Genomic DNA, 22647 nt, shown 5'->3' with positions numbered 1-22647 from the left:
CCCTCACGGGCGGTCCGTCGCCCGCGGCGGGCCGGCCGGCAGCGACACCCTGGCCCGATCGTTGATGCCCACGAGCAGCACGGTGGTCTCATCGGTCAGGGCGGTCCAGCGGTGGTCCACACCGGCGGAGCAGTACAACGCGGCGCCCGCGGCGAGCTCGAACTCCTCGTCGCCGGCCCAGACCCGCGCGGTCCCGCGCACGACGTAGAGCAGCTCGTCGTGCGGGTGGCGGAAGGAGTCCCCGGCGCGGCCCGTGCTGCCGGTGAACTCCAGCGCGTGCAGGTGCCGATCCCCGCGGACGAGGGTGCGGACCCGGCCCGCCCCGTCGGCGATGGCGTTGTCCTCCGGTGCGACGACGTCGACCCGGCCCGCCTCCTCCGCGGCCGAGAGCAGCGCGACGGCGGTGGTGTCCAGGGCCGCGGCCAGTGCCTGCAGCGACCGCATGCTGGGCGCGGCCCTGCCGTTCTCCACCTGGGACAGGAAGGGGACGGACAGGCCGCTGGCCGCGGCCACGTCGGCGAGGGTGGCACGGCGCTCCCTGCGCAGCGCGCGGACGACGGCGCCCACCTGAGGCCCTGACATGTCACACACCTTTCACACACGGGCCTGGTCTCCCGGCCCGGACTGGATCAAACTTTTGATGTCAAAAGTTTGATCCCTGATGGAGGTTCTCATGGACCAGCGGACGCTGGCACGGCGGCGCACCGGACTGATCGAGCACGACCCGGAGCACGCGTTCCCCGGGTACACCCTGTACACGCCGCTGGCGGCGGGTGGCGCGGAGACCGGCCTGGTGCGGCTGGTGGACATGGCGGGCACCGTCGTTCACGAGTGGCGGCCACCGTGGCGGGCGGGCAGACACGCGCGGATCCTCCCGAACGGGAACCTGGCGTACAACGGTGTGCATCCCGACGGCCCGGAGCTCTTCCCGTTCTGGGAGAAGTACCGCGGCGGGGTGATGGCCGAGCTCGCCCCCGACGGCACCGTCGTGCGCGAGCACCGCGACCCGCTCGCCCACCACGACGCGCACCACCTCGGCGACGGCCGCGTGCTCTACACGGTGCTGGAGGAGCTCGGGCCGGCCGCCTCGGCGGCGGTCCGCGGGGGCGTCCCCGGCACCGAGCACGCGGGCGCGGTGTACGCCGACGTGATCACCGAGGTCGACGCCGACGGGACCGAGACGTGGCGCTGGCACGCCGCCGAGCACCTCGACCCCGACGAGTACCCGCTCGGGGCGCACTACCCGCGCGAGCACTGGCCCTTGATCAACAGCGTCGTGCCGATGGCCGACGGCACCGTGCTCGCCAGCCTGCGGTCGGTCTCCGCGGTGATCGTGATCGACCGGGCCAGCGGGAAGGTCCTGCGCCGGTCGGCGCCCGGGACGGTGTCCCAGCAGCACCACGCCCAGGAGCTCCCGGACGGCAACGTCCTGGTCTTCGACAATGGCGTGTTCCGGCCGGGGGAGAGCGTCCCCTTCAGCAGGGTGGTCGAGCTGGACCCCGAGCTGCACGAGGTCGTGTGGAGCTGGCGGGACCCGCAGCCCGAGGCGTTCTTCACCCCGTTCATGGGAGCCGTCCAGCGGCTGCCGGGCGGCAACACCCTGATCACCGAGTCCGGGTTCGGCAGGCTGTTCGAGGTGACGGGGGAGGGCCGGGTCTGCTGGGAGTACGTGCTCCCCGAGATCGGCACCTACGCCGACGAACGGGTCCGGCGGAACTTCCCCGGGCCGTCGAACGCGTTGTTCCGGGCCTACCGGTACGCCCCCGACGAGCTGCCCTGGCTGGACCGGTGAGCGCGCCGACGGTCGACCCGACCGGGCAGCGGGTGCCGCTGCGGGTGCTGGCGCCGCTGTCCGTGCAGCACCTGCTGGTGATGGTGGCCGGGCCGGTCTCGTCGGCCTTCCTGCTGTCCGCCGCGCTGGAGCTCGACGCCGCCGCCGGGGCCCGGTTGCTCGCCGCGCTGCTGCTGGTGTCGGGGATCGGCACGGCACTGCAGTCCATCGGTCCGTTCGGGATCGGGGCCCGGCTGCCCTTCGTGATGCTGCCCGGTGGGGCGGCGGTGGCCCTGTTCGCGCAGATCGCGCGGGAAGCGGGACCGGCCGCGGCGAGTGGCGCGGTCGTGGTCACCGGGCTGGCCGTCGTCGTGCTGGCGCCGGTGTTCACCCGGCTCATGCGGTTCTTCCCGCCGGTGGTGCTGGGGACGATGATCGTCGTCGTCGGCGTCAACCTGGTGAAGATCAACGCTGGGCTCGTGTCGGACACCCCGACGGGGCCGTCGCCGTGGGCGCTCGCGCTGGTCGCGGTCACGGTGGGCACGATCGTCGTCGCCCATCGGGTCTTGCCCGGTGGCCTGAGCCGGCTCGCGGTCCTGCTCGGCATCCTCGCCGGGGCCGTGGTGGCCGCGGTCGCGGGGCGGATCACCCCGCCGGCGCCCGGTCCGCTGCTGGCGCTGCCCGAGCCGTTCCCGTTCGGCGCGCCGGAGCTCCTGCTGCCCGCGATGGTGCCGCTGCTGTTGTTCTCGATCGGCGCGATGGCCGAGGCGGCCGGACAGACGGTGCTCACCGCCGAGGCGGTGGACCGGCCGGTGGGCCGGCACGACGTCACCCGGACCGTGCGGGGCGACGGGGTCACCTCGGTGCTCGCCGGGCTCCTCGGAGGACCGCTGATGGTCACCAGCGGCGAGAACATCGGCATCGTCCGGCTGTCGCGGGTGCGCAGCCGGTACGTCACCGTCGGCACGGCCGTGCTGCTCGTGGTGCTGTCCGTGTGTGCCCCGGTCGCCCGCTGGGTCGCGGCCGTGCCGAGCGCGGTGGTCGGCGCCGCGGGTGTGGTGGTCTTCGCGATGGTCGCCGCGCTCGGCGTCGGCATGGTCGCCCGGAGCGGGCTCGGCGACGACCGGGCGCTGATGACGGCGACGCTCGCGCTGGCGGCCGGGCTGCTGCCGGTCCTGATGCCGACGGTCTACCAGGCGCTCCCGGTCACGCTGCGGCTCGTCCTGGGCAGCGGCGTGACGATGGCCGCGCTGGTCGGGGCCCTGGCCCACCACCTGCTGCGTCGCACGGAGCCACGGCCGGAGACGCGGCCGGAGGCGCAGGCGGAGCCACGGACGGAGCCACGACCGGAGGGGTGAGCGGCGGGGTCACCCGGCCCGACGGGGCCCCGCACGGCACCTCGCCACCGGCCTTCCGGTCCGGCAGCGGTCCCGGCCCGTTCCGCGGGACCGGACCGCCCCGGCCGGTCCCGCGGTGCGGTCCTGGCACGGCCGCCCCTCATGGGCGATGATCGGCGTCGCCTCTGTTCCGTAGGACCTCGCGAAGGAGCGACCCTTGTCGTTGCGCAGCCCGTACCCGGACGTCGAGATCCCCGACGTCTCGCTCACCGAGTTCTTGTTCGCCGACGGCTTCGGCGACCGGGCGGATGCGCCGGCGATCGTCGACGGCACCACCGGCGACCAGCTGACCTACACCGAGTTCCACGGCCTGGTCGAGAAGATCGCCGGTGGGCTCGCCGCCCGCGGCATCGGGAAGGGCGACGTCGTCGCGCTGTTCGCGCCCAACCTGCCGCAGTGGGCGGCACTGTTCCACGGCATCCTGCGTGCCAACGGGATCGTGACCAGCGCGAACTCGATGTACACCGGCGGCGAGCTGGCCCACCAGCTCAAGGACTCTGGCGCGAAGATGGTGATCACCGTCTCGCCGTTCCTCGACCGCGCCGTGGTGGGGGCGAAGGAGGCCGGGCTGTCCGAGGACGTCGTCCTCACCATCGACGCCACCGAGGGCCACGACTTGCTGCGCGACCTCGTGAGCTCCGGCGCCCCGGCGCCCGAGCTGACGACCTCCGCGACCGACACCGCGGTGCTGCCCTACTCCTCCGGCACCACCGGCCTGGCCAAGGGCGTGGTGCTGACCCACCGCAACCTGGTGGCGAACCTGCTCCAGATCCAGGTCATGGGCAACGTGACCAGCGAGACCAAGATCATGGCGTTCCTGCCGTTCTTCCACATCTACGGCATGACCGTGATGATGAACCAGGGGCTGCACGCGCGCGCCACCGTCGTCACCATGCCGAAGTTCGACCTCGAACAGTTCCTGACCATCACCCAGGACCTGCAGGTCGACCGGCTCTACATCGCCCCGCCGGTCGCCGTCGCGCTGGCCAAGCACCCGATCGTCGAGAAGTTCGACCTGTCCTGCGTGAAGACGATCTTCTCCGGTGCCGCCCCGCTGGACGGCGAGCTCGGCCGCGCCGTCGCCAAGCGGCTGAACTGCACCGTGCTGCAGGGCTACGGCATGACCGAGCTGTCCCCGGTCAGCCACTGCATGCCCGACGACCGCGGCGACCTCGACCTGAACTCGTCCGGTTTCGCGCTGCTGAACATCGAGTGCAAGCTGGTCGACCCGGAGTCCGGCGAGGAGGTCGGTGTCGGCGAGCGCGGCGAGCTGTGGGTGAAGGGCCCGAACGTGATGGTCGGGTACCTCAACAACGACTCCGTGACCGACGCCACCAAGGACGCCGACGGCTACCTGCACACCGGCGACATCGCCGTCGTCGACGACGAGGGCGTCTACTCGATCGTCGACCGGGTCAAGGAGCTCATCAAGTACAAGGGCTACCAGGTGCCGCCCGCCGAGCTGGAGGCGCTGCTGCTGACCCACGACAAGATCGCCGACACCGCGGTCATCGGGGTCAAGGACGCCGACGGCGAGGAGGTCCCGAAGGCGTTCGTGGTGAAGCAGTCCTCGGGTGGGGACCTGACCGAGGACGAGGTCATGACCTTCGTCGCGGAGAGGGTCGCGCCGCACAAGAAGGTGCGCGTGGTCGAGTTCATCGACCAGATCCCGAAGTCGGCCGCGGGGAAGATCCTGCGGAAGGACCTGCGGGCTCGGGAGACCGAGCAGGCCTGACCCTTCTGAACGGCCGGGACGGCGTTGTCACCTGCGGGGACGCGGGGACGGCGCCGTCCCGTCGTCTGTGGCGGTGCGGGGCGCCCCGGGGGTGTCCAGAACGGTGCAGTCTGGTGTGGACGGACGAAACCGCTGGCCGTTCCGCCGCTCGCGCTCCACACTCTCACGGTGGCCACGCACACCGCGGACGAGTTCCTGGGGCTCACGCCTCGTGAGGCACGGGCGTGGGCCGGGGCGCTCGGGTGGGCGTTCCGCGACGTCACCCGGGACGCGTGGCGGGAGGACGACTGCCGGTTCGACCGCATCAACGTCGTCTTCGGCACGAGCGGTTTCGTCGTCTGGGCCGACATCGAGTAGCGCTTCACCGATCCGGCGCTCCTGAGATCCGGCCGTGCCTGTGCGGCGCGCTCCCGACCGGCTCAGGCGGTCGCCTCCTGCACGATCGCGGTAATCGTCTTCTCCGCGTCGGCGGAGATCCCGTTCACGAACCACCCCGACCCGACCAGCGGCGACGACGTCGAGAACGCCGCCTTCTCGGTGAATGCGAACGAGATCAGACCCTCGTCGTTCCGGAAGAACACCAGGACCGGGCCGCCACGGGCGTAGCCGGGCTGGCCGTAGTACAGCTTGGGCTGCAGGTCGGGCACCGCCGCCACGATAGGACGCCGCCGCCGTGCTCGACGTGGGTGGAGTCGCCGGGCATGGCCCGCCGCCGCTCTAGACAGGCAAGTTGCTACTTGCCTATAGTCCCGGACGTGGGTGACATCTACCGGGCTCTCGCCGATCCCACTCGGCGCGCGCTGCTCGATGCACTCACGGCGACCGATGGACAGACGTTGTTCGCGCTCTGTGGCGCGCTACTCGAACGGGGCTTTTCTCCGACCCGGCAGGCCGTCTCCCAGCATCTCGCAGTTCTGGAGGACGCCGGACTGGTCACCGTCCGACGGCAGGGCCGCTACAAGTTCCACGACATCGATACCCGCCCGCTGCGTGAGATAGCGCAGCGTTGGCCAGAGCCTCCAGGAGCGACGTGATGGCGAAGGTGTCCTACTGCAATGTCTATGTCGACGACCAAGACCAGGCGAAGCGGTTCTACTGCGATGTGATGGGATTTGAGATCAAGCACGACATTCCGATCGGGGAGCATCGCTGGCTCACCGTCACCGCCCCCGGTGACCCGGAGGGGCCGCAGCTGCTGCTCGAGCCCGATGTGCACCCGGCCGTGAAGACCTACAAGACGGCGCTGGTCGAGGACGGCATCCCGCTGGCGGCCTTCGAGGTCGACGACGTGCAGACCGAGGTGGACCGGCTCGTCTCGGAGCACGCCACGACCGTCGTCCAACGACCTACTCCCGCCGGTGAGGTGACGATCGCGGTCGTGGACGACACCTGCGGGAACCTGATCCAGTTGTTCTCCTACTGACGGCCGTGATCCGGCACGTCGAGAAGTACCTTAGTGCTGTCGAGGGCTGCCCGGACAGCGCTCATGTACTGATCGACGTCGTCCGGGCGGTCGGGGCGGCGGGTGACCACTTCTCCGAGGGGTGGTGGGTCAGCGGCGGTACCAGTCGTCGCCGTCGCCGCCCGCCCGACGGGTGAGGTAGTCCCGCAGCGATCCGGCGACCCGGTGGCGCGAGTCGGTCTCGTGGTCCCACACGACCACCTCCGGGCGGTTCGGCAGTGCCGGGAAGCCGAACAGGTCGCCCCCGCCGTTGTCGGCGAAGAAGATCAGCTGGTCGAAGGGCAGGTAGAGTTCGGCGAGGCCGGGGTCGCGGCGCAGGGCCAGGTTGTCGTCGACGATCCGACGGGCCGGATGGACCAGGGCGGCGCCGTGGCGGCCGTGCAGTCCGTCGGTCTCGAGGAGCAGTGCCCGCAGGTCCGGGGGCACCTCGTGGCCCAGCTCGGTGCCGATGGCATCGACGTCGTCCGGGGAGGCCGGCCGGGCAGGCTCGACGACGTCGAACAGCCGCTGCGCCAGCTCGATCCACACCCGGCGACCGTACCGGTGCGACGGGGCGGGTCAGCGGCCCGCGGTCTCCTCCGGGGTCTCGCCGAAGGCGCGGGTGTATGCCACCCGGAACCCGCCGGGCCGGACGAAGCCCCACCGGCCCGCGATGCGCTCCACCGCCGTCGCGTCGCCCGTCGCGCGCAGGTCGTCGCGCACGCCGTGGAGCCGGGCGCGCCACAGCACGGTGGCCGGGTCGGTCCCGGCCCGGCGCAGCCCGGCCAGCACGGTCCGGGCCGGGGCCCCGGTCAGCCGGGCCAGCTCCGTCGGGTCGACGGGACGGTGCGCGTGCGCGCGCAGGTGCTCGGTGACGCGGCGGACCAGGCGGGCGGGCAGCGCCGGGGTGCGGGCCGGCCCGCGGCGGGTGACCTCGTCGAGCACGGTGTTCGGGAACGTCTCCAGGAACCGGGACGCCAGCAGTCCGAACGCCTCGTCCAGCGCGACGGACCCGTCCAGCAGCATCGGGTTGCCGAGCACCCGGTCCCGCACGTGCACCACGGTGGCGGCCCAGCGGCGCGCGTGTTCCTCACTCAGCGGGGTGATCCCGGTCAGCCGCACCCGGTCGGTCGCGACGCCGTGCACCTGCCCCGCCCAGCGGGCCAGGGCCGCCGGGTCGAGGCCCACGACGTCGAGGTCGATGTCCTCGGCGAGGTCGCGGAAACGGCCCTCGGGCGGGAGCACCCCGACGTCACCGGGCTGCAGCAGCACGGTGCCGTACGCCTCGGTGTCCAGGCGCATGCGTCCGCCCTGCACCAGATCGACGACGAACTCGTTCTCGACCGGGTCGACCATCGCGTCGATCTCGGCGGTGACCCACAGGTCGCTCAGTGAGAACCCCGGGGCGGCGACGGTCTCGTTCCCCACCTCGAAGTCGCGGCCGTCGCCCGCCGGCAGCACCACCGCGCCCCCGTAGAACTCCGCGACGAACCGTTCGACGTCGGCCGCCGACTCCATGCGGAAGCTCAGGCGTCGCACCCCGTTGCCGGGAGGCTGACCGTTCACTCGCCCTCCACCGGTGCACCGGGTGATCGGAAGCGGAAAGCTACCCCGTGACCGGGCATCGGCGCGACTCGCGCGGCCGCGGAACCGTCGGGGTCCGGCCGTAGCCTCCACCCATGGCGACTCCCTGGACGATCACCGTCGACTGTGCCGACGCACACCTGCTCGCGGAGTTCTGGAGCGCTGCGCTCGGCTACGCCCCCGCCCCGCCACCGACCGGGTTCGCGACCTGGGAGGCGTGGCTGGCCCACCACGAGGTGCCCGCCGACGAGTGGGGCGACGTCGCCGCGATCAGCGACCCGGAGGGCGCGGGCCCGCGGATCTCGTTCCTGCGGGTCGACGAGCCCCGCACGGTGAAGAACCGACTGCACCTGGACCTGCAGGTCTCCGGGGGCCGGCACCTGCCGGACGAGCTGCGCGGCGAGCGGCTGGGCGCGGAGGCGAGGCGGCTCTGTGCGCTGGGCGCGCGGGTCGTCGAGGAGCACCTGTCCCCAGGTTCTCCCCATGTGGACCACCTGTGGATGGCCGACCCGGAGGGCAACGACTTCTGCATCGTGTGAGGGCCCCCGATCATCACCCGGCGGGCTCGGGCGCCGGTTCCGTGCCGGTTCGCCGCGGCCTGCCCGTCGACGGCGGGTCGTCCGCCTCGAGCGGGCGTCCGCGGACGTCCGGACCGGGGTCAGGCGGCGTCGGCGAGATCCGCGACGTCGTCGGCGCAGCCCCAGGACAGGGTGATGCCGGAGCCGCCGTGCCCGTAGTCGTGGATCACCCGCGGGCGGGTCGCGGTGGCGGGCTCGGCCTCCAGCCGCACCTCGGGGCGGGCCGGGCGCAGGCCCGCGAGATGCTCCAGGACCTCGGCGTCGCGCAGGGCCGGGACGATGTCGCGGCAGCGCCGCAGGATCGCCTCGCCGGCGGCCGGGTCGGGTGTCGCGTCCCAGACGCCGTCGTCGAGCGTGCCGCCGAGGACGCAGTCGTGCGCGCGGGGGTGCACGTACGCGCGGCCGCCGGGGTGCATCTCGTCGCGGACCGACATCGTCAGCCCGGGGTTGGTGACGCGCACGATCTGCCCGCGCACCGGGGTCACCGTGGTGTCGCCGACCAGGGTGCGCGCGCCCAGCCCGGAACAGTGCACGACGAGGTCGGCGTCCCGCCCGGCCTCGTCGAGCGCGGTGACGCGCCGGCGTTCCAGGGCGATCCCGCGCCGCCCCGCCTCGGCGGCCAGCCATGGCAGGTGCACCGGCATCTCGACCAGTGGCACCGCGAAGCGCAGGCCGTGGGCGTAGCCGGGCGGCAGCTCGTCGGGCCGGGCCGGCCGGACCTCGCCGACGGCGTCGGCCCACCACTGCGGCTCCGGCTCCGCCCGGTAGAGGGTCAGCGACTCCCGCATCACGACGCCGGGGACGCCGTCGGCCGCCTGACGGGCCAGCTCGGCGAAGGTGCGCCGTCCCCAGTCGAGGACCTTGTCCCGCGGCCCGGCCCGGGTCGGGAACCACACGGCCGCGGCCAGGTGCGACGTCGACGCCTCCACCGGCACGTCGGCCAGCACCCGGACCGACCAGCCCCGCTCCCGGAGCCGGAGCGCGCAGCTCAGGCCCGCGATCCCGGCGCCGACCACCACGGCCCGTCGGTTGCCTCCCATGCCGGCGATCCTCGCAGCCGCTCTCCCCGGATCGTCATCCGGACGTCGACGCCCGATCACCCCCGGCGCGCAGACTCGGACCGGTGACCGCACCGCTGCTGACCGGCCCGGCCCTGGCCCACCGGGTCGCACTCGTCCTCGCCGTCCCGCTGCAGGCCGCGCTCGGCGCCCGGCCGGTCGACGACGCCGACCCGGCTGCCGGGGTCGCGTTCGAGATCGGTGAGCTCGCCGACGGCGGCGCGGGCGGTGCGCACGCCGGTGCGCTGGCCGTCGGGCTGGAGGTGGGGGCGTTGCTCGCCGTCCTGCCGCACCTCACCGAGGCCGAGCACGCGGTGTCGGTGTCCACCGCGGTCACGCTGCCCGCTCAGGCCCCGCGGGGCGGGGAGGTCGCGTTCCGCGGAACGCTCGACCGGCGCACCGGCCGGTCCGCGTTCACCTCGGTGACCGCCGTCTGCGCCGGCGTCGTCGTCGCCAGGGCGCAGATCGTGAAGGCCGTCGTCCGCGTTCAGCCGGCGTAGGCGGCGTCGAAGAACGCCAGTTCCAGGTCGACCGCGCGCACGAACAGCGCCGCGACCCGCTCGCGGTGGGCGGGGTCGAGCCGGTCGGCGGCACGGTCGAGCTCGTCGCGCAGGAACGCGACCCACTCCTCGAACTCGACACCGCGGTGCAGCTCGATCCACTCGCGGGAGATCCGGTCGTCGGGGGTGGCCGCGCCCGGCCGGGTCGCCCAGTCCAGGTACAGCCACTCGGCGACGACCAGCACCGCCAGGGTCTCGGCGTACCCGGCGTCGCGGGCCTCGCCCATCAGGTCGACGAACCCGACGGTCGGCGCGGCCCGCTCCGGTTCGGCGTTCCCGTCGAGCTCACCGAGCGAGCGCTCGAAGTAGTCGTTCTCCGGGCCCGCGACCAGCCCGAGCTGACGGGCCAGCCGGACCCGCGGACCGGGCCGGTCGGCCGTCGCGACGGCGGCGCCGAGCAGCGCGAGGAACGAGTCCACGAACTGCAGGTCCTGCTCCAGGTAGTGCCGGAGCACGCCGCGGTCCAGGGCGCCGGACCACAGCTCCTCGACGAACCGGTGCCCCACCGCCGCGTCCCAGATCGCGGCCGTCGACTCCCGCAGCTGCGCGCTGAATCCCATGCCGCCCAGGCTAGGCGTCACCCCCGGAGACCTCCCCGGGGTGTGACAACGGGCGACGCCCGGGTGACCATTGCGCATCGCACCGGCCACCGCCGGCTGTGGCACCGAGGAGGGGGAGGCGCCATGACGGAGACCGCGCACCGGCCGGAGGCCGGTGGCGAGCTGAGGGCGGGGCTGCGCGACCGGCACGTCACCATGATCAGCATCGCCGGGGTGATCGGCGCCGGGTTGTTCATCGGCTCCGGCAGCGCGATCGCCACCGCGGGCCCCGCGGTGCTGCTGGCCTACCTCTTCGCCGGGACGCTGGTCGTGCTGGTGATGCGGATGCTCGGCGAGATGGCGGCCGCGCAGCCGGACTCCGGCTCGTTCTCCACCTACGCCGACCGGGCGATCGGGCCGTGGGCCGGGTTCACCGTCGGCTGGCTGTACTGGTGGTTCTGGGTCCTCGTCATCCCGGTCGAGGCGACGGCCGCCGCACTCATCCTCAACTCGTGGCTGCCCGGGGTGCCGCAGTGGGGCTGGGCGCTGGCCGTCACCGTGCTGCTGACGGTGACCAACCTGTTCTCCGTCGCCAACTACGGCGAGTTCGAGTTCTGGTTCGCCCTGCTCAAGGTGGTCGCGATCATCGCGTTCATCGTCGTCGGGGTGCTCGCGGTGCTGGGCCTGCTGCCCGGGTTCGTCGGCGACGACTCGTCGGTGTCGGGGCTGTCCCGGCTGGTGTCCGAGGGCGGGTTCCTGCCGAACGGGCCGGGCGCGGTGGTCGCCGCGGTGCTGGTGACGATGTTCAGCTTCATGGGCACCGAGATCGTCACGATCGCGGCGGCGGAGTCCGGCGACCCGGCGCGCGGGATCGGCCGGGCCACCCGCTCGGTGATCTGGCGGATCGCGGTGTTCTACCTGGCCTCGATCCTGCTCGTGGTCGCGATCGTGCCGTGGAACGACCCGCGGCTGCCCGCGGTCGGGTCGTACCAGGCGGCGCTGGAGGCGCTGGACGTGCCGTCGGCCAAGCTCATCGTCGACGTGGTGGTGCTCGTCGCCGTCGCGAGCTGCCTGAACTCGGCGCTGTACACCGCCTCGCGGATGCTGTTCTCGCTCGGCCGCCGCGGGCAGGCCCCTGGCCTGGTCAACCGGACCACCTCGCAGGGTGTGCCGCGGTTCGCGGTGCTCGGGTCGACGCTGGTCGGGTTCGTCGCGGTGATCGCGAACTACGCCTTCCCCGAGGAGGTCTTCACGACCCTGCTCGCGACCTCCGGCGCGATCGCGCTGTTGGTCTACCTGGTCATCGCGGTGTCCCAGCTGCGGATGCGCCGGGTCCTGGAGCGCGACGGCGTCGCGATGCCGGTGCGGATGTGGGCCTACCCGGTGCTCACCTGGGCGGTGATCGTCGTGATCCCGGTGGTGCTCGTCTACATGGCCGCCCGCGAGGGCTCGCGCTTCGAACTGGGCATGACCGGGCTCATCGCGGCCGTCGTCGTGGGTGTCGGCGTGCTGCTCACCCGGCGTCACACGCGGGCCGCCGTGCGGTGAGCCCGCGGCGCTCGCCTACGGTGATCACGCGCGAAGGGGGTGGGCGATGACGGCGCGAGCACTGGTCCGCAACGGCGCGATGCCGCTGTGGCAGCAGCTGCTGGCGGACCTGCGCCGCCGGCTGTCCGACGGCGAGTTCGACGAGGCACTGCCCGGCGAGTTCGCGCTGGCCGCCGACTACGCGGTCAGCAGGCACACCGTGCGGGAGGCGCTGCGCCGGCTGCGGGAGGACGGCGCCGTCGTCGCCGGGCGGGGGCGGGTCGCCCGCCCGACGGTGCGCTCGGAGATCGAGCAGCCGCTCGACGAGCCGTACTCGCTCTACGTGGCGGTCGAGTCGGCCGGGCGCACCCAGCGCAGCGTGGTGCGGACCTTCGAGGTCCGCGCGGACGGCGTGGTCGCGGCCCGGTTGGGACTGGAGGAGTCCACGCCGCTGGTGCACCTGGAGCGGCTGCGGCTCGCCGACGCCGAGCCGCTCGCCGTCGACCGGGTGTGGTTGCCCGAGGAGCTGGCGGCGCCCCTGCTCGACGTCGACTTCACCCACACCGGCATCTACCCCGAGTACCGGCGCCGCTGCGGGATCCGTGTCGACGGGGGCATGGAGAACATCCGGGCGGTGCTGCCCGGGCACGGCGAGCGGGAGCTGCTCGGCATCGACGAGGGCGTCGCCGCGCTGTCGATCGAGCGGCTCGGCCTGTCCGCCGGGCGTCCCGTGGAGTGGCGGCACACCCTGGTCCGCGGCGACCGGTTCTCGGTCACCGCCCAGTTCTCGGCCCGCTCGGGCTACCGGGTGGACCTCAACGAGCCGAACTGACCAGGGCGCCTCGGACCGGGGCCGGAACGCCGCACCCGGAACCGGAGCGCCGTGGGCCGGGATCGGAACGCCGCACGCCGGAACCGGAGTGACCCGGGCCGGGGTCGGAGGGCCTCAGGCCGGGACCGAGACGCCGATCCCGCCGCGGGTGTCCGCGCCGTAGCGGGCGATCTCGGCCGCGAGGTCGAGCGGCTCGATGCGCATGTCGTGGTCGTCGGCGCCGTCGACCAGGGCGGCCGGGACCAGCCAGCAGACCTCGAACTCCAGCCCGTCGGGGTCCCGCGCGTAGAGCGCCTTGGTGGTGCCGTGGTCCGAGGCGCCGACCAGCGCCCCGGCCGCCTGGAGCTGCTCACCGATCCTGGCGAGCTCGCCGAGCGTGTCGACCTCCCACGCCAGGTGGTAGAGCCCGACGGTGCCGCGACCCGCCTGCGAGGCCCCGGCCTGCGCGCCGATCCCGAACAGGGCCAGGTCGTGGTCGTTGGTCGACCCCTCGGCCTGCAGGAACGCGCCACGGCCACCGGGGAGCTCGACGACGGGGCGGAAGCCGAGCGTGTCGCGGTAGAAGTCGACGCTGCGTGCGACGTCGCGGACGTAGAGGACGGCGTGGTTGAGGCGCTGGACGGGCATCCCGGTCTCCATCGAAAGAAGTTGAACTCTCAACTCATACGGTACGCCCGTGCCCCGGCGAGTTCAACGGGTGACCAGCCACGTGAGGACGACGGCCGAGCGGGTGTGGTCGACGTTCGCCGCCAGTCGCAGCCGTTCCAGGGCGTCCTCCAGGGACTGCACGTCGCGCGAGGGCAGCAGGACCAGTGCGTCGGCCTCCCCGGTCACCGTGCCCGCCGTGACGACCTCGGGCACTGCGGAGAGCATCCGCTGCAGCTCGGCCGGTGCGACCGTGCCGCGGCAGAACAGCTCGACGTAGGCCGCCACGCCCGGGGTCCGTTCGGCGTCCGGGTCCACCTGCACGGTGAAGCCCTGCACCACGCCGCGGGCGGTCAGCCGGTCCACCCGGCGCCGCACCGCCGACGCCGACAGGCCCACCCGCCCGCCCAGGTCCGCCCAGCTCGCCCGGCCGTCGACCCGCAGGAGGTCCAGCAGCCTGCGGTCGATCGCGTCGATCCCGTCCACGACGCCGGATGCTAGCCCGGTGCGCCCGGATCCGGCTCAGAACCGATGCAGCACGCGCGGATCGTGCGCTCCATGCCGGGAAACGCACGGGGTGTGCGCGCCATGCTGTGCACATGACCTCTGTGCTGATGTGCCGCCCCGAGCACTTCACGGTGAGCTACCGGATCAACCCCTGGATGCGTCCGGAGCAGGCGACCGACACCCGGCTCGCGCTGGCCCAGTGGGAGACCCTCCACGCGGTCTACCGGGACCTCGGGTTCGACGTCCGGCTCGTCGACCCGCTGCCCGGCTACCCGGACATGGTCTACGCCGCCAACGGCGGCACCGTGATCGACGGGACCGCGCTGACCGCCCGGTTCCGGCACACCGAGCGCGCCGCCGAGGGGCCCGCGTACGGCGCGTGGTTCCGCGCCGCAGGGTTCGCCGTGCACGAGGCCCGCCACGTCAACGAGGGCGAGGGCGACCTGCTGCTCGTCGGCGACACCGTCTACGCCGGCACCGGGTTCCGCACCGACCCGCGTGCGCACGCCGAGGCCGCGGAGGTGTTCGGCCGCGAGGTCGTGTCCCTGCAGCTCGTCGACCCGCGCTACTACCACCTCGACACGGCGTTCGCGGTGCTCGACCCGGCCGGCGGGCCGGGCGCGGTCGCCTACCTCCCGGCGGCCTTCGACGACGCATCCCAGGAGGTGCTGCGGTTCCGCTTCCCGGACGCGGTGATCGTCTCCGACGAGGACGCGTCGGTGCTGGGTCTGAACTGCTTCTCCGACGGCCGCACCGTCGTCCACGCGCCGCAGGCCGAGAAGTTCGCCGCCGACCTCGCCGCGCGCGGGTTCGGCACCGTCGGCGTCGACACCTCGGAGCTGCGCCGCGGCGGCGGCGGGATCAAGTGCGCCACGCTGGAGCTGCGGTCGTGACCGCCGTGGTCGCGGGCACCGACCGGCAGATCGCCCTCGCCGAGGAGTTCGGCACGGCGAACTACGCGCCGTTGCCGGTGGTGCTGTCCCGCGGCGACGGCGCCTGGGTCACCGACGTCGACGGCGTCCGCTACCTCGACGCGCTCGCCGGCTACTCCGCGCTCAACTTCGGGCACCGCCACCCCGCGCTCACCGCGGCCGCGCACGCCCAGCTGGACACGCTGACCCTGACCGCGCGGGCGTTCCACAACGACCGCCTGCCCGGGTTCCAGCGCGACCTCGCCGCCCTGACCGGCACCGAGGCCGTGCTGCCGATGAACACCGGCGCCGAGGCCGTCGAGTCCGCGGTCAAGATCGCCCGCGCCTGGGGCTACCGGGTGAAGGGCGTGGCACCGGGGGCGGCCCGGATCGTCGTCGCCGCGGGGAACTTCCACGGGCGCACGACGACGGTGGTCTCCTTCTCCGACGACCCGGTCGCCCGCGACGACTTCGGCCCGTTCACCCCCGGCTTCGACCGCGTCCCCTACGGCGACGCCGACGCGCTCGCCGCCGCGCTCACCGACGACACCGTCGCGGTGCTGCTCGAACCGGTGCAGGGCGAGGCCGGGGTCCTGGTGCCGCCGCCGGGCTACCTGCGCACGGTCCGCGAGCTCACCGAGCGGCGGGACGTGCTGCTGGTCTGCGACGAGATCCAGTCCGGGCTCGGCCGGGCCGGGGCGACGCTGTGCACCGACCTGTCCGGGGTGCGCGCCGACCTCTACACCCTCGGCAAGGCGCTCGGCGGCGGGATCGTGCCGGTCAGCGCCGTCGTCGGGCGGCGCGACGTGCTGGGCGTGCTGCGCCCCGGCGAGCACGGCTCCACCTTCGGCGGCAACCCGCTCGCCGCCGCCGTCGGGTCCGCGGTGTGCGCACTGCTGGCGACGGGGGAGTACCAGGCCCGGGCCCGCGAGCTCGGTGCGCACCTGGACACGCGGCTGCGCGCGCTGCCCGGGATCACCGCCGTGCGCGGGGTGGGGCTGTGGTTCGGCGTCGACGTCGACCCGCGGATCGGCACCGGCCGCGACGTGTGCGTCGCGCTCGCCCGGCGTGGGGTGCTGGCCAAGGAGACCCACGGCGTGACGGTGCGGCTGTCCCCGCCGCTGGTGGTCACCCACGACGAGGTCGACGTGCTGGTGGACACGTTCGGGGACGTGCTCGGAGACCTTTCCCGCGGGTAGGTGGCAGGCTGTCCGCCATGCCGACCCTCGTACTGCTGCGTCACGGTCAGAGCGACTGGAACGCGAAGAACCTGTTCACCGGCTGGGTGGACGTGCCGCTCTCCTCCCAGGGCGAGGCCGAGGCCCGCCGCGGCGGCGAGCTGCTGGCCGAGGCGGGCGTCGCGCCGGACGTCGTGCACACCTCCCTGCTGCGTCGTGCCATCTCCACCGCGAACATCGCCCTCGACGCCGCCGACCGGCACTGGATCCCGGTCAGGCGCGACTGGCGCCTCAACGAGCGCCACTACGGCGCCCTGCAGGGCAAGGACAAGAAGCAGACCCTGGAGCAGTACGGCGAGGAGCAGTTCATGCTCTGGCGCCGCTCCTACGACACCCCGCCGCCGCCCATCGAGAAGGGCTCGGAGTTCTCCCAGGACGCCGACCCGCGCTACGCCGGTGTCGACGCGCCGCTGACCGAGTGCCTGGCCGACGTCGTCGACCGGTTCCTGCCGTACTGGACCGAGGCCGTGGTGCCGGACCTGCGCGACGGGAAGGTCGTGCTGCTCGCCGCGCACGGCAACTCGCTGCGCGCGCTGGTGAAGTACCTCGACGGGATCTCCGACGCCGACATCGCCGGCCTCAACATCCCCACCGGCATCCCGCTCGTCTACGACCTCGACGACGACCTGGCGCCGACGAACCCGGGCGGGCGCTACCTCGACCCGGCCGCGGCGCAGGAGGCCATCGCCGGGGTGGCGAACCAGGGGCGCTGACCGCGCCTATCCCGTCGTGCTCCCAGGGTCACCCTCGTGGCGCTCTCAGCCTCCAAGGTGACCCTGGGGGTGTCGGGGCGGGGTTCGCTGAACCCACGGTGAACGGGGACCGAACAGTGTCGCGCGAAGGGGTCGCGGGCGTCACCATCCGGTGTCCGGCGCTGGTCAGGGGGTACCCCCGGCTGCCTACCATGCACCCGTGACCACGCTCGCGTGGCTGATCTCGGCCCTCGCCCTGCTCCTCGGTCTCGCCGCCGGGGTGGCACTGGCGCGACGGTCGTCGCACGGCCGGACCAGCCCCGGCACCGGCCGCCCTCCGGCGGACCCCGTTGCCGTCGACGGCCCGACCCTCGGCGAGCTGCTGCACCGCACGTTCCGGCAGTCGAGCTCCGGGCTCGCCGTCGTCGGGGCCGGGGGTGAGGTGCTCCTGCACAACCGGCGGGCCGCCGCGCTCGGCGCCGTCACCGGCGAGCGGCTCGACCCGCGCGCGCTCGCCGCCTGCCGACGGGTGCAGGGCGGGGACCGGCTGCTCGCCTCCGGCGACTACACCGTCGACCTCTCGCCGCTGGACCGCACGCCCCGCGGCCCGGTCGCGGTGCAGGCCCGGATCCGCTCCCTCGGCGACGGCTTCGCGCTCGTCGAGGCTGTCGACACCTCCGAGGTGGCCCGGCTGGAGGCGACCCGACGCGACTTCGTCGCCAACGTCTCGCACGAGCTCAAGACCCCCGTCGGCGCGGTCGCGCTGCTGGCCGAGGCCCTGCTCGACAGCCTCGACGGCCTGGAGCGCGCCGACGGCGGCGAGCCCGACCCGGACGCGGTCGGCGAGGTCCGCCGGTTCGGCGACAAGCTGCTGCGCGAGGCGACCCGGATGGGCAACCTGGTCTCGGAGCTGATCGCGCTGTCCCGGCTCACCGGTGCCGAACGGCTGCCCGCGCTGGCCGCCGTCGACGTCGACGAGGTCGTCTCCGAGGCGCTGGCCCGCAGCCGCAACTCCGCCGAGTCGCACGCCGTCGAGATCACCGCCGACGAGAACTCGGGGCTGGTCGTCGACGGCGACCGCACGCTGCTGGTCACCGCGCTGACGAACCTGCTGGAGAACGCGATCGCCTACTCCGCGGCGGACTCGTCGGTGTCGGTCAGCCGGCGCGCGGTCGACGGCTCGATCGAGATCGCCGTGACCGACCGCGGCATCGGCATCGCCCCCGAGCACCAGCAGCGGGTCTTCGAGCGCTTCTTCCGGGTCGACCCCGCCCGCTCGCGGGCCACCGGCGGCACCGGGCTCGGCCTGGCGATCGTCAAGCACGTCTGCGCCAACCACGGTGGCGAGGTGCGGCTGTGGAGCCGCCCCGGCACCGGATCGACCTTCACCATGCGCCTGCCCGCCCGGATGGGCATCGGCGGCGCCCCGCACGGTGAGGCTGCCGTCGGCAGCTCCCCCCAGACCGCCGGAACCGGAGGATGAGATGACCAGGGTGCTGATCGTCGAGGACGAGGAGTCCTTCGCCGACCCGCTCGCGTTCATGCTGCGCAAGGAGGGGTTCACCACCGCCGTCGCGGCCAACGGCAACGACGCGCTGAGCGAGTTCGAGCGCAACGGTGCCGACATCGTGCTGCTGGACCTGATGCTGCCCGGTATGAGCGGCACCGACGTCTGCAAGGCGCTGCGCTCCCGCTCCGCCGTGCCGGTGATCATGGTGACCGCCAGGGACAGCGAGATCGACAAGGTGGTCGGGCTGGAGCTCGGCGCCGACGACTACGTCACCAAGCCCTACTCGGCGCGCGAGCTCATCGCCCGCGTCCGCGCGGTGCTGCGCCGCGGCGGCGAGGCCGGCGGCGAGGCCGAGGGCGGCACCGGCGTCCTGGAGGCCGGCCCGGTGCGGATGGACGTCGAGCGGCACGTCGTGTCGGTCAACGGCGACGAGGTCGCGCTCCCGCTCAAGGAGTTCGACCTGCTGGAGTACCTGCTGCGCAACGTCGGGCGGGTGCTCACCCGGGCCCAGCTGATCGACCGGGTGTGGGGCGCGGACTACGTCGGCGACACCAAGACCCTCGACGTGCACGTCAAGCGGCTGCGGTCCAAGGTCGAGGGCGACCCCTCGGCGCCCAAGCACCTGGTCACGGTGCGCGGGCTCGGCTACAAGTTCGACGTGTGAGCCAGGGGTTGCCCGACGGTCGATAACGGCTCGGTAACCTGACCGGGTGCGCCTGGCCGTTCTCGACGTGGGGTCCAACACCGTCCATCTGCTGGTGGTGGACGCCCACCGGGGTGCCCATCCGAAGCCCATGTCGTCGGAGAAGGACCAGCTGCGTCTGGCCGAGCACCTCGACCGCAAGGGCGCCCTGAGCCGCGACGGGGTGAAGGCGCTGCTGGAGAGCGTGCACCGGGCCCGGGACACCGCCCGGGCCGCCGGCTGCGACGACCTCCTGGCGTTCGCCACCTCCGCGCTGCGCGACGCGACGAACTCCGCCGAGGTGCTCGCCCGGGTGCAGCGCGAGACCGGGGTGGCGCTGGAGGTCCTGCCCGGCGAGGACGAGGCCCGCTGGACCTTCCTCGCCGTCCGCCGCTGGTGCGGCTGGTCGGCCGGGCGGCTGCTCGTGCTCGACATCGGCGGCGGCTCGCTGGAGCTGGCCGTCGGGCGGGACGAGACTCCCGACGTCGCCGCGTCGGTGCCGCTCGGCGCGGGGCGGCTGACCCGCGACGCGTTCACCTCCGACCCGCCGTCGCGGGCGGAGGTCGCCGCGCTGACCGAACGGGTCCGCGACGAGATCGCCCCCATCGCCGGACGGCTGCGTGCCGCGGGCCGCCCGGACCGGGCCGTGGGCACCTCCAAGACCTTCCGGACGCTGGCCCGGCTGGCCGGCGCCGCGCCGTCCAGCGCCGGGCCGGGGGCCCGCCGCACGCTGACCGCGCAGGGTCTGCGCCAGCTGTCGGCGTTCATCACCCGGATGTCGGGCCCCGACCTCGCCGAGCTCGACGGCGTGAGCGCCAGCCGGGCGCACCAGCTCGTCGCCGGGGCGGTCGTCGCCCAGGCGGCGATGGACGCCCTCGGCGTGACCGAACTCGAGATCTGTCCGTGGGCGTTGCGCGAGGGAGTGATCCTCCGGCGCTTCGACATGCTCGATGGGACGAACGGGGACGACCGCTCGGCGCAGACAACCCCGGACGGGCTTGGACCCTTGACAACGCACAGGGCACGGTGGTCGTGATGAGTGTGGACAGCGGAGAGCCTCGCCAGCGGACGGTCGCGGAGCTCCTGGCCGCCAACGGCGGCCAGCAGCCCGGACGACGCCGCCGTCGTCGCGCCGCGGAGGACGACGAGGGCCCCGGCGCCCCGTCGTCCGCGGCACCCGCGCGGACCGACGTGGCGGCCCCGCCGCGACGCCCGGCGGCCGCCGACCGTGTCCGCCCGCCCGAGGGCGCGGGCGGGTTCGCCCCGCGCGGCGGCGACGGTCCGCCGCCCCTCGACCACCCCTCGTTCCCGCCCGCGCGCCGCCCCGACCCCTCCGAGGGCTCGACCGGGCGCGCGCCGGAGCCGTTCGTGTCGAACGGCAACGCGCCGAACGGCGGTGCCGCCCACGGTGGCACTCCGAACGGCAGCGGCCCGAACGGGGCCGCGGTCTTCGGCGGCGCCCCGCCCCGCAGGCCACAGGGCCCACCCCCCGGGCAGTGGGCCGCGGGCCCCGGACCGGCCACGCAGGCCCGTCCGTTCGCCCCCGAGCCGCAGGGCCCGCCGAACGGCCGCCCCTACGGCCGCGACGACGGCCCCGCCACCCAGGACTGGGGACCCCGCGGCGACGCCCCGCGCCCGTCCGCTCCGTACGGCCCCCCGCCCGGCACGGCCGACGGCGTCGCCGACGAGATCCCGACCAGCCGGCTCGGCACCCGCCGCCCGGCCCCCACGGCCGACGACGACGGTGGCCCGCCCACCCAGTTCGGCGCCCCGCCGCTGGAGGACGAGCACGACGGCCCCACCGGACGTGCGCGTCCGGCCGACGCGGGCCCGCCCACCGGCGCCTACGACCCGTTCGCCGACGACTACGACGACCGGCAGGGCTACGACGACCGGGGCTACGACGACCGGGGCTACGACGTCCGGCAGGGCTATCAGGACCGGGACCAGGGCCACGACGACCGGGGCTACGACGCCGACCCCCGCTACGACGGCCGGCACGGCCCCGCCGGGTACGACGACGGGCCCGGCTCCGCCGACGGCGGTCGCACCGGTGTGCTGGCCCCCGAGCGCCCCCAGGACGACCGCGACCACGACGACTACACCGACCACGACGACTACGAGAACTACGACGACTACGAGGACCACGGCGAGCTCGCCGCCGGCGCGGTCGAGGACGACGAGCCCCCGCGCCGCCGCTCCGGGCGCCGCGACGCCGTCACCGACAGCGGTGCGCAGCCGCCCGCGGGCCTCGACGACGACGCCCCGGCCGGTGCGGCGGGGACCGGCCAGGCCTGGGCGGTCGTCATCGCCCAGTGGATCGGCGGCGCCGTCGCCGGTGCGGCGATCTGGGTGCTGTTCCGCTACCTGTGGAGTTCGCTCGCCTTCGTCGCCATCGCCGCGTCGGTCCTGATCACCGTGGGCCTCGTCCTCGGTGTGCGGGCCCTGTTGCGGCAGGACGACCTGAAGACCACGTTGTTCGCGGTTCTCGTCGGACTGCTGCTGACCGTGTCCCCGGCGATCCTGGTGTTGCTGGACCGGTAACGATGAGCGACGGCGCGACGACTCCACGCTTCGTGACACCGTCGCGCCCGCCCGTCGCCGACCCGACCGGGTCGGCACCCGTCGCGCTGTCCACGGCCTCGGTCTACCCGGAGGGAGTCGCCGCCGGGTTCGAGATCGCCGCCGAGCTGGGCTACGACGGCGTCGAGCTCATGATCTGGACCGACCCGGTCAGCCAGGACCCCCGAGCGGTCGAGCGTCTCGCCCACCGACACGGGGTGCCGATCCTCGCGGTGCACGCGCCCTGTCTGGCCGTCACCCAGCGGGTCTGGGGCGCCGACCCGGTGCACCGGCTGCGGCGCACCGTCGAGGTCGCCGCCCGGCTGGGCGCGCGCACCGTGGTGGTGCACCCGCCGTTCCGCTGGCAGCGCCGCTACGCCGGGGTCTTCGCCGACGAGGTCGCCCGCGCCCACGAGGTCCACGACGTCACGCTGCCGGTGGAGAACATGTTCCCGGTGACCCGCGGCGCGATCAGCACCGTGCCCTACGCGCTGGGCCACGACCCGACGGAGATCGGGTTCGGTGCGTACACCCTGGACCTGTCGCACACCGCCGCGGCCGGGGTCGACGCGCTCGACCTCGCCGAGCGGATGGGCGACCGGCTCACCCACCTGCACCTCACCGACGGCTCCGGAGCCCCGCGCGACGAACACCTGGTCCCCGGCCGCGGGACGCAGCCGTGCGCCGAGGTGTGCGAGCGCCTGGCCGACTCCCGGTTCGCCGCGGACGGCGGCACCGTCGTGCTGGAGGTGTCGACCCGGCGCTGCCGGACCCGCCAGGAACGCACCGGGCTGCTCGCCGAGTCGCTGCTGTTCGCCCGGCTGCACCTCACGCCGACGATGTCCGCCATCGCTCCTACCCGTGGGTAACATGCTCGC

26 protein-coding genes are annotated in these 22647 nt (G+C 73.9%); 18 read left to right on the top strand and 8 right to left on the bottom strand.

Annotated elements, in window-relative coordinates; genetic code table 11:
- Positions 1-3: 3 nt before the first annotated feature.
- Complete coding sequence (locus Ae505Ps2_RS04040) at positions 4-582, bottom strand: helix-turn-helix domain-containing protein (protein ID WP_075309938.1); 579 nt, start codon at positions 580-582, stop codon at positions 4-6.
- A gap of 91 nt (positions 583-673) precedes the next feature.
- Between Ae505Ps2_RS04040 and Ae505Ps2_RS04035 the strand changes: the two genes are divergently transcribed.
- The 4 genes from Ae505Ps2_RS04035 to Ae505Ps2_RS04020 all read left to right on the top strand — a co-directional run bounded on the left by Ae505Ps2_RS04035 (position 674) and on the right by Ae505Ps2_RS04020 (position 5260).
- Positions 674-1792 (top strand): aryl-sulfate sulfotransferase, encoded by a 1119-nt coding sequence (locus tag Ae505Ps2_RS04035; RefSeq protein ID WP_075333927.1) that lies wholly within the window; start codon positions 674-676, stop codon positions 1790-1792.
- Positions 1789-3129, top strand: coding sequence for a solute carrier family 23 protein (locus tag Ae505Ps2_RS04030; RefSeq protein ID WP_075309942.1), 1341 nt, complete (start codon positions 1789-1791; stop codon positions 3127-3129). The genes Ae505Ps2_RS04035 and Ae505Ps2_RS04030 overlap by 4 nt, the downstream gene beginning before the upstream one ends.
- A gap of 196 nt (positions 3130-3325) precedes the next feature.
- Positions 3326-4903 carry an AMP-binding protein gene (locus Ae505Ps2_RS04025; RefSeq protein ID WP_075553418.1) on the top strand — a complete coding sequence of 526 codons (1578 nt, stop codon included), beginning with the start codon at positions 3326-3328 and terminating at the stop codon, positions 4901-4903.
- A 168-nt stretch (positions 4904-5071) separates the two neighbouring features.
- Positions 5072-5260, top strand: coding sequence for a hypothetical protein (locus Ae505Ps2_RS04020; RefSeq protein ID WP_075309946.1), 189 nt, complete (start codon positions 5072-5074; stop codon positions 5258-5260).
- 62 nt (positions 5261-5322) lie between these two features.
- On the opposite strand, the gene Ae505Ps2_RS04015 is transcribed toward Ae505Ps2_RS04020, so the two are convergent.
- Positions 5323-5550, bottom strand: coding sequence for a hypothetical protein (locus Ae505Ps2_RS04015; RefSeq protein WP_139318911.1), 228 nt, complete (start codon positions 5548-5550; stop codon positions 5323-5325).
- A 54-nt stretch (positions 5551-5604) separates the two neighbouring features.
- On the opposite strand from Ae505Ps2_RS04015, the gene Ae505Ps2_RS04010 reads away from it, so the two are divergent.
- Complete coding sequence (locus Ae505Ps2_RS04010) at positions 5605-5937, top strand: metalloregulator ArsR/SmtB family transcription factor (RefSeq protein ID WP_198932228.1); 333 nt, start codon at positions 5605-5607, stop codon at positions 5935-5937.
- Entirely contained in the window at positions 5937-6326 is a 390-nt protein-coding gene (locus Ae505Ps2_RS04005) for a VOC family protein (RefSeq protein ID WP_075312747.1), read from the top strand. Before Ae505Ps2_RS04010 ends, Ae505Ps2_RS04005 begins: the two co-directional genes overlap by 1 nt.
- Positions 6327-6455: 129 nt before the next feature.
- Here the strand turns inward: Ae505Ps2_RS04005 and Ae505Ps2_RS04000 are convergent, their stop codons facing one another.
- Both Ae505Ps2_RS04000 and Ae505Ps2_RS03995 read right to left on the bottom strand, forming a co-directional pair.
- Positions 6456-6893, bottom strand: a complete 438-nt coding sequence (locus tag Ae505Ps2_RS04000; RefSeq protein WP_075309950.1) for an SMI1/KNR4 family protein — start codon at positions 6891-6893, stop codon at positions 6456-6458.
- A gap of 30 nt (positions 6894-6923) precedes the next feature.
- On the bottom strand, positions 6924-7910 hold the full coding sequence (locus Ae505Ps2_RS03995; RefSeq protein ID WP_075333925.1) for an AraC family transcriptional regulator: 987 nt from the start codon (positions 7908-7910) through the stop codon (positions 6924-6926).
- Positions 7911-8023: 113 nt separating this feature from the next.
- On the opposite strand from Ae505Ps2_RS03995, the gene Ae505Ps2_RS03990 reads away from it, so the two are divergent.
- Positions 8024-8467: a VOC family protein gene (locus Ae505Ps2_RS03990; RefSeq protein WP_075309954.1), complete on the top strand. Its 444-nt coding sequence runs from the start codon at positions 8024-8026 to the stop codon at positions 8465-8467.
- Positions 8468-8586: 119 nt separating this feature from the next.
- Here the strand turns inward: Ae505Ps2_RS03990 and Ae505Ps2_RS03985 are convergent, their stop codons facing one another.
- On the bottom strand, positions 8587-9546 hold the full coding sequence (locus tag Ae505Ps2_RS03985) for an FAD-dependent oxidoreductase (RefSeq protein WP_075309956.1): 960 nt from the start codon (positions 9544-9546) through the stop codon (positions 8587-8589).
- Positions 9547-9629: 83 nt separating this feature from the next.
- Between Ae505Ps2_RS03985 and Ae505Ps2_RS03980 the strand changes: the two genes are divergently transcribed.
- Complete coding sequence (locus Ae505Ps2_RS03980) at positions 9630-10064, top strand: hypothetical protein (protein ID WP_075309958.1); 435 nt, start codon at positions 9630-9632, stop codon at positions 10062-10064.
- On the opposite strand, the gene Ae505Ps2_RS03975 is transcribed toward Ae505Ps2_RS03980, so the two are convergent.
- A complete protein-coding gene (locus tag Ae505Ps2_RS03975; RefSeq protein WP_075553417.1) occupies positions 10052-10684 on the bottom strand; it encodes a TenA family protein in 633 nt (210 codons plus the stop codon). The two genes, Ae505Ps2_RS03980 and Ae505Ps2_RS03975, sit on opposite strands and share 13 nt — an antisense overlap.
- A 123-nt stretch (positions 10685-10807) precedes the next feature.
- Here Ae505Ps2_RS03975 and gabP point away from each other — a divergent pair, with 123 nt between their 5' ends.
- Positions 10808-12211 carry a GABA permease gene (gene gabP / locus Ae505Ps2_RS03970; RefSeq protein WP_075309960.1) on the top strand — a complete coding sequence of 468 codons (1404 nt, stop codon included), beginning with the start codon at positions 10808-10810 and terminating at the stop codon, positions 12209-12211.
- 46 nt (positions 12212-12257) lie between these two features.
- Positions 12258-13022 (top strand): GntR family transcriptional regulator, encoded by a 765-nt coding sequence (locus Ae505Ps2_RS03965; RefSeq protein WP_075553416.1) that lies wholly within the window; start codon positions 12258-12260, stop codon positions 13020-13022.
- A 114-nt stretch (positions 13023-13136) separates the two neighbouring features.
- On the opposite strand, the gene Ae505Ps2_RS03960 is transcribed toward Ae505Ps2_RS03965, so the two are convergent.
- A complete protein-coding gene (locus Ae505Ps2_RS03960; protein ID WP_075312749.1) occupies positions 13137-13649 on the bottom strand; it encodes a VOC family protein in 513 nt (170 codons plus the stop codon).
- Positions 13650-13712: 63 nt separating this feature from the next.
- A complete protein-coding gene (locus Ae505Ps2_RS03955) occupies positions 13713-14153 on the bottom strand; it encodes an Lrp/AsnC family transcriptional regulator (protein ID WP_212567607.1) in 441 nt (146 codons plus the stop codon).
- 8 nt (positions 14154-14161) lie between these two features.
- Here Ae505Ps2_RS03955 and ddaH point away from each other — a divergent pair, with 8 nt between their 5' ends.
- From ddaH to Ae505Ps2_RS03915, 8 genes are all read left to right on the top strand, one after another.
- Positions 14162-15067 (top strand): dimethylargininase, encoded by a 906-nt coding sequence (gene ddaH / locus Ae505Ps2_RS03950; protein WP_349289817.1) that lies wholly within the window; start codon positions 14162-14164, stop codon positions 15065-15067.
- Entirely contained in the window at positions 15064-16284 is a 1221-nt protein-coding gene (gene rocD, locus Ae505Ps2_RS03945; protein ID WP_075309962.1) for an ornithine--oxo-acid transaminase, read from the top strand. Before ddaH ends, rocD begins: the two co-directional genes overlap by 4 nt.
- 17 nt (positions 16285-16301) lie before the next feature.
- Positions 16302-17036: a phosphoglyceromutase gene (locus Ae505Ps2_RS03940; RefSeq protein WP_020624973.1), complete on the top strand. Its 735-nt coding sequence runs from the start codon at positions 16302-16304 to the stop codon at positions 17034-17036.
- Between the two features lie 199 nt (positions 17037-17235).
- On the top strand, positions 17236-18498 hold the full coding sequence (locus tag Ae505Ps2_RS03935) for an ATP-binding protein (protein ID WP_060710437.1): 1263 nt from the start codon (positions 17236-17238) through the stop codon (positions 18496-18498).
- 1 nt (position 18499) lies between these two features.
- Positions 18500-19189 carry a response regulator transcription factor gene (locus Ae505Ps2_RS03930; protein ID WP_075309966.1) on the top strand — a complete coding sequence of 230 codons (690 nt, stop codon included), beginning with the start codon at positions 18500-18502 and terminating at the stop codon, positions 19187-19189.
- Positions 19190-19235: 46 nt separating this feature from the next.
- Positions 19236-20243 carry a Ppx/GppA phosphatase family protein gene (locus Ae505Ps2_RS03925; RefSeq protein ID WP_075309968.1) on the top strand — a complete coding sequence of 336 codons (1008 nt, stop codon included), beginning with the start codon at positions 19236-19238 and terminating at the stop codon, positions 20241-20243.
- Entirely contained in the window at positions 20243-21751 is a 1509-nt protein-coding gene (locus Ae505Ps2_RS03920) for a hypothetical protein (RefSeq protein ID WP_139320125.1), read from the top strand. Before Ae505Ps2_RS03925 ends, Ae505Ps2_RS03920 begins: the two co-directional genes overlap by 1 nt.
- A gap of 2 nt (positions 21752-21753) precedes the next feature.
- A complete protein-coding gene (locus tag Ae505Ps2_RS03915) occupies positions 21754-22638 on the top strand; it encodes a sugar phosphate isomerase/epimerase (protein ID WP_139318914.1) in 885 nt (294 codons plus the stop codon).
- Positions 22639-22647 lie beyond the last annotated feature (9 nt).

The organism is Pseudonocardia sp. Ae505_Ps2 (assembly GCF_001932425.1).
Classification (GTDB): domain Bacteria; phylum Actinomycetota; class Actinomycetes; order Mycobacteriales; family Pseudonocardiaceae; genus Pseudonocardia.
Note: the sequence above shows the minus strand (reverse complement) of the source record. Positions and strands in the feature narration are given on the sequence as shown.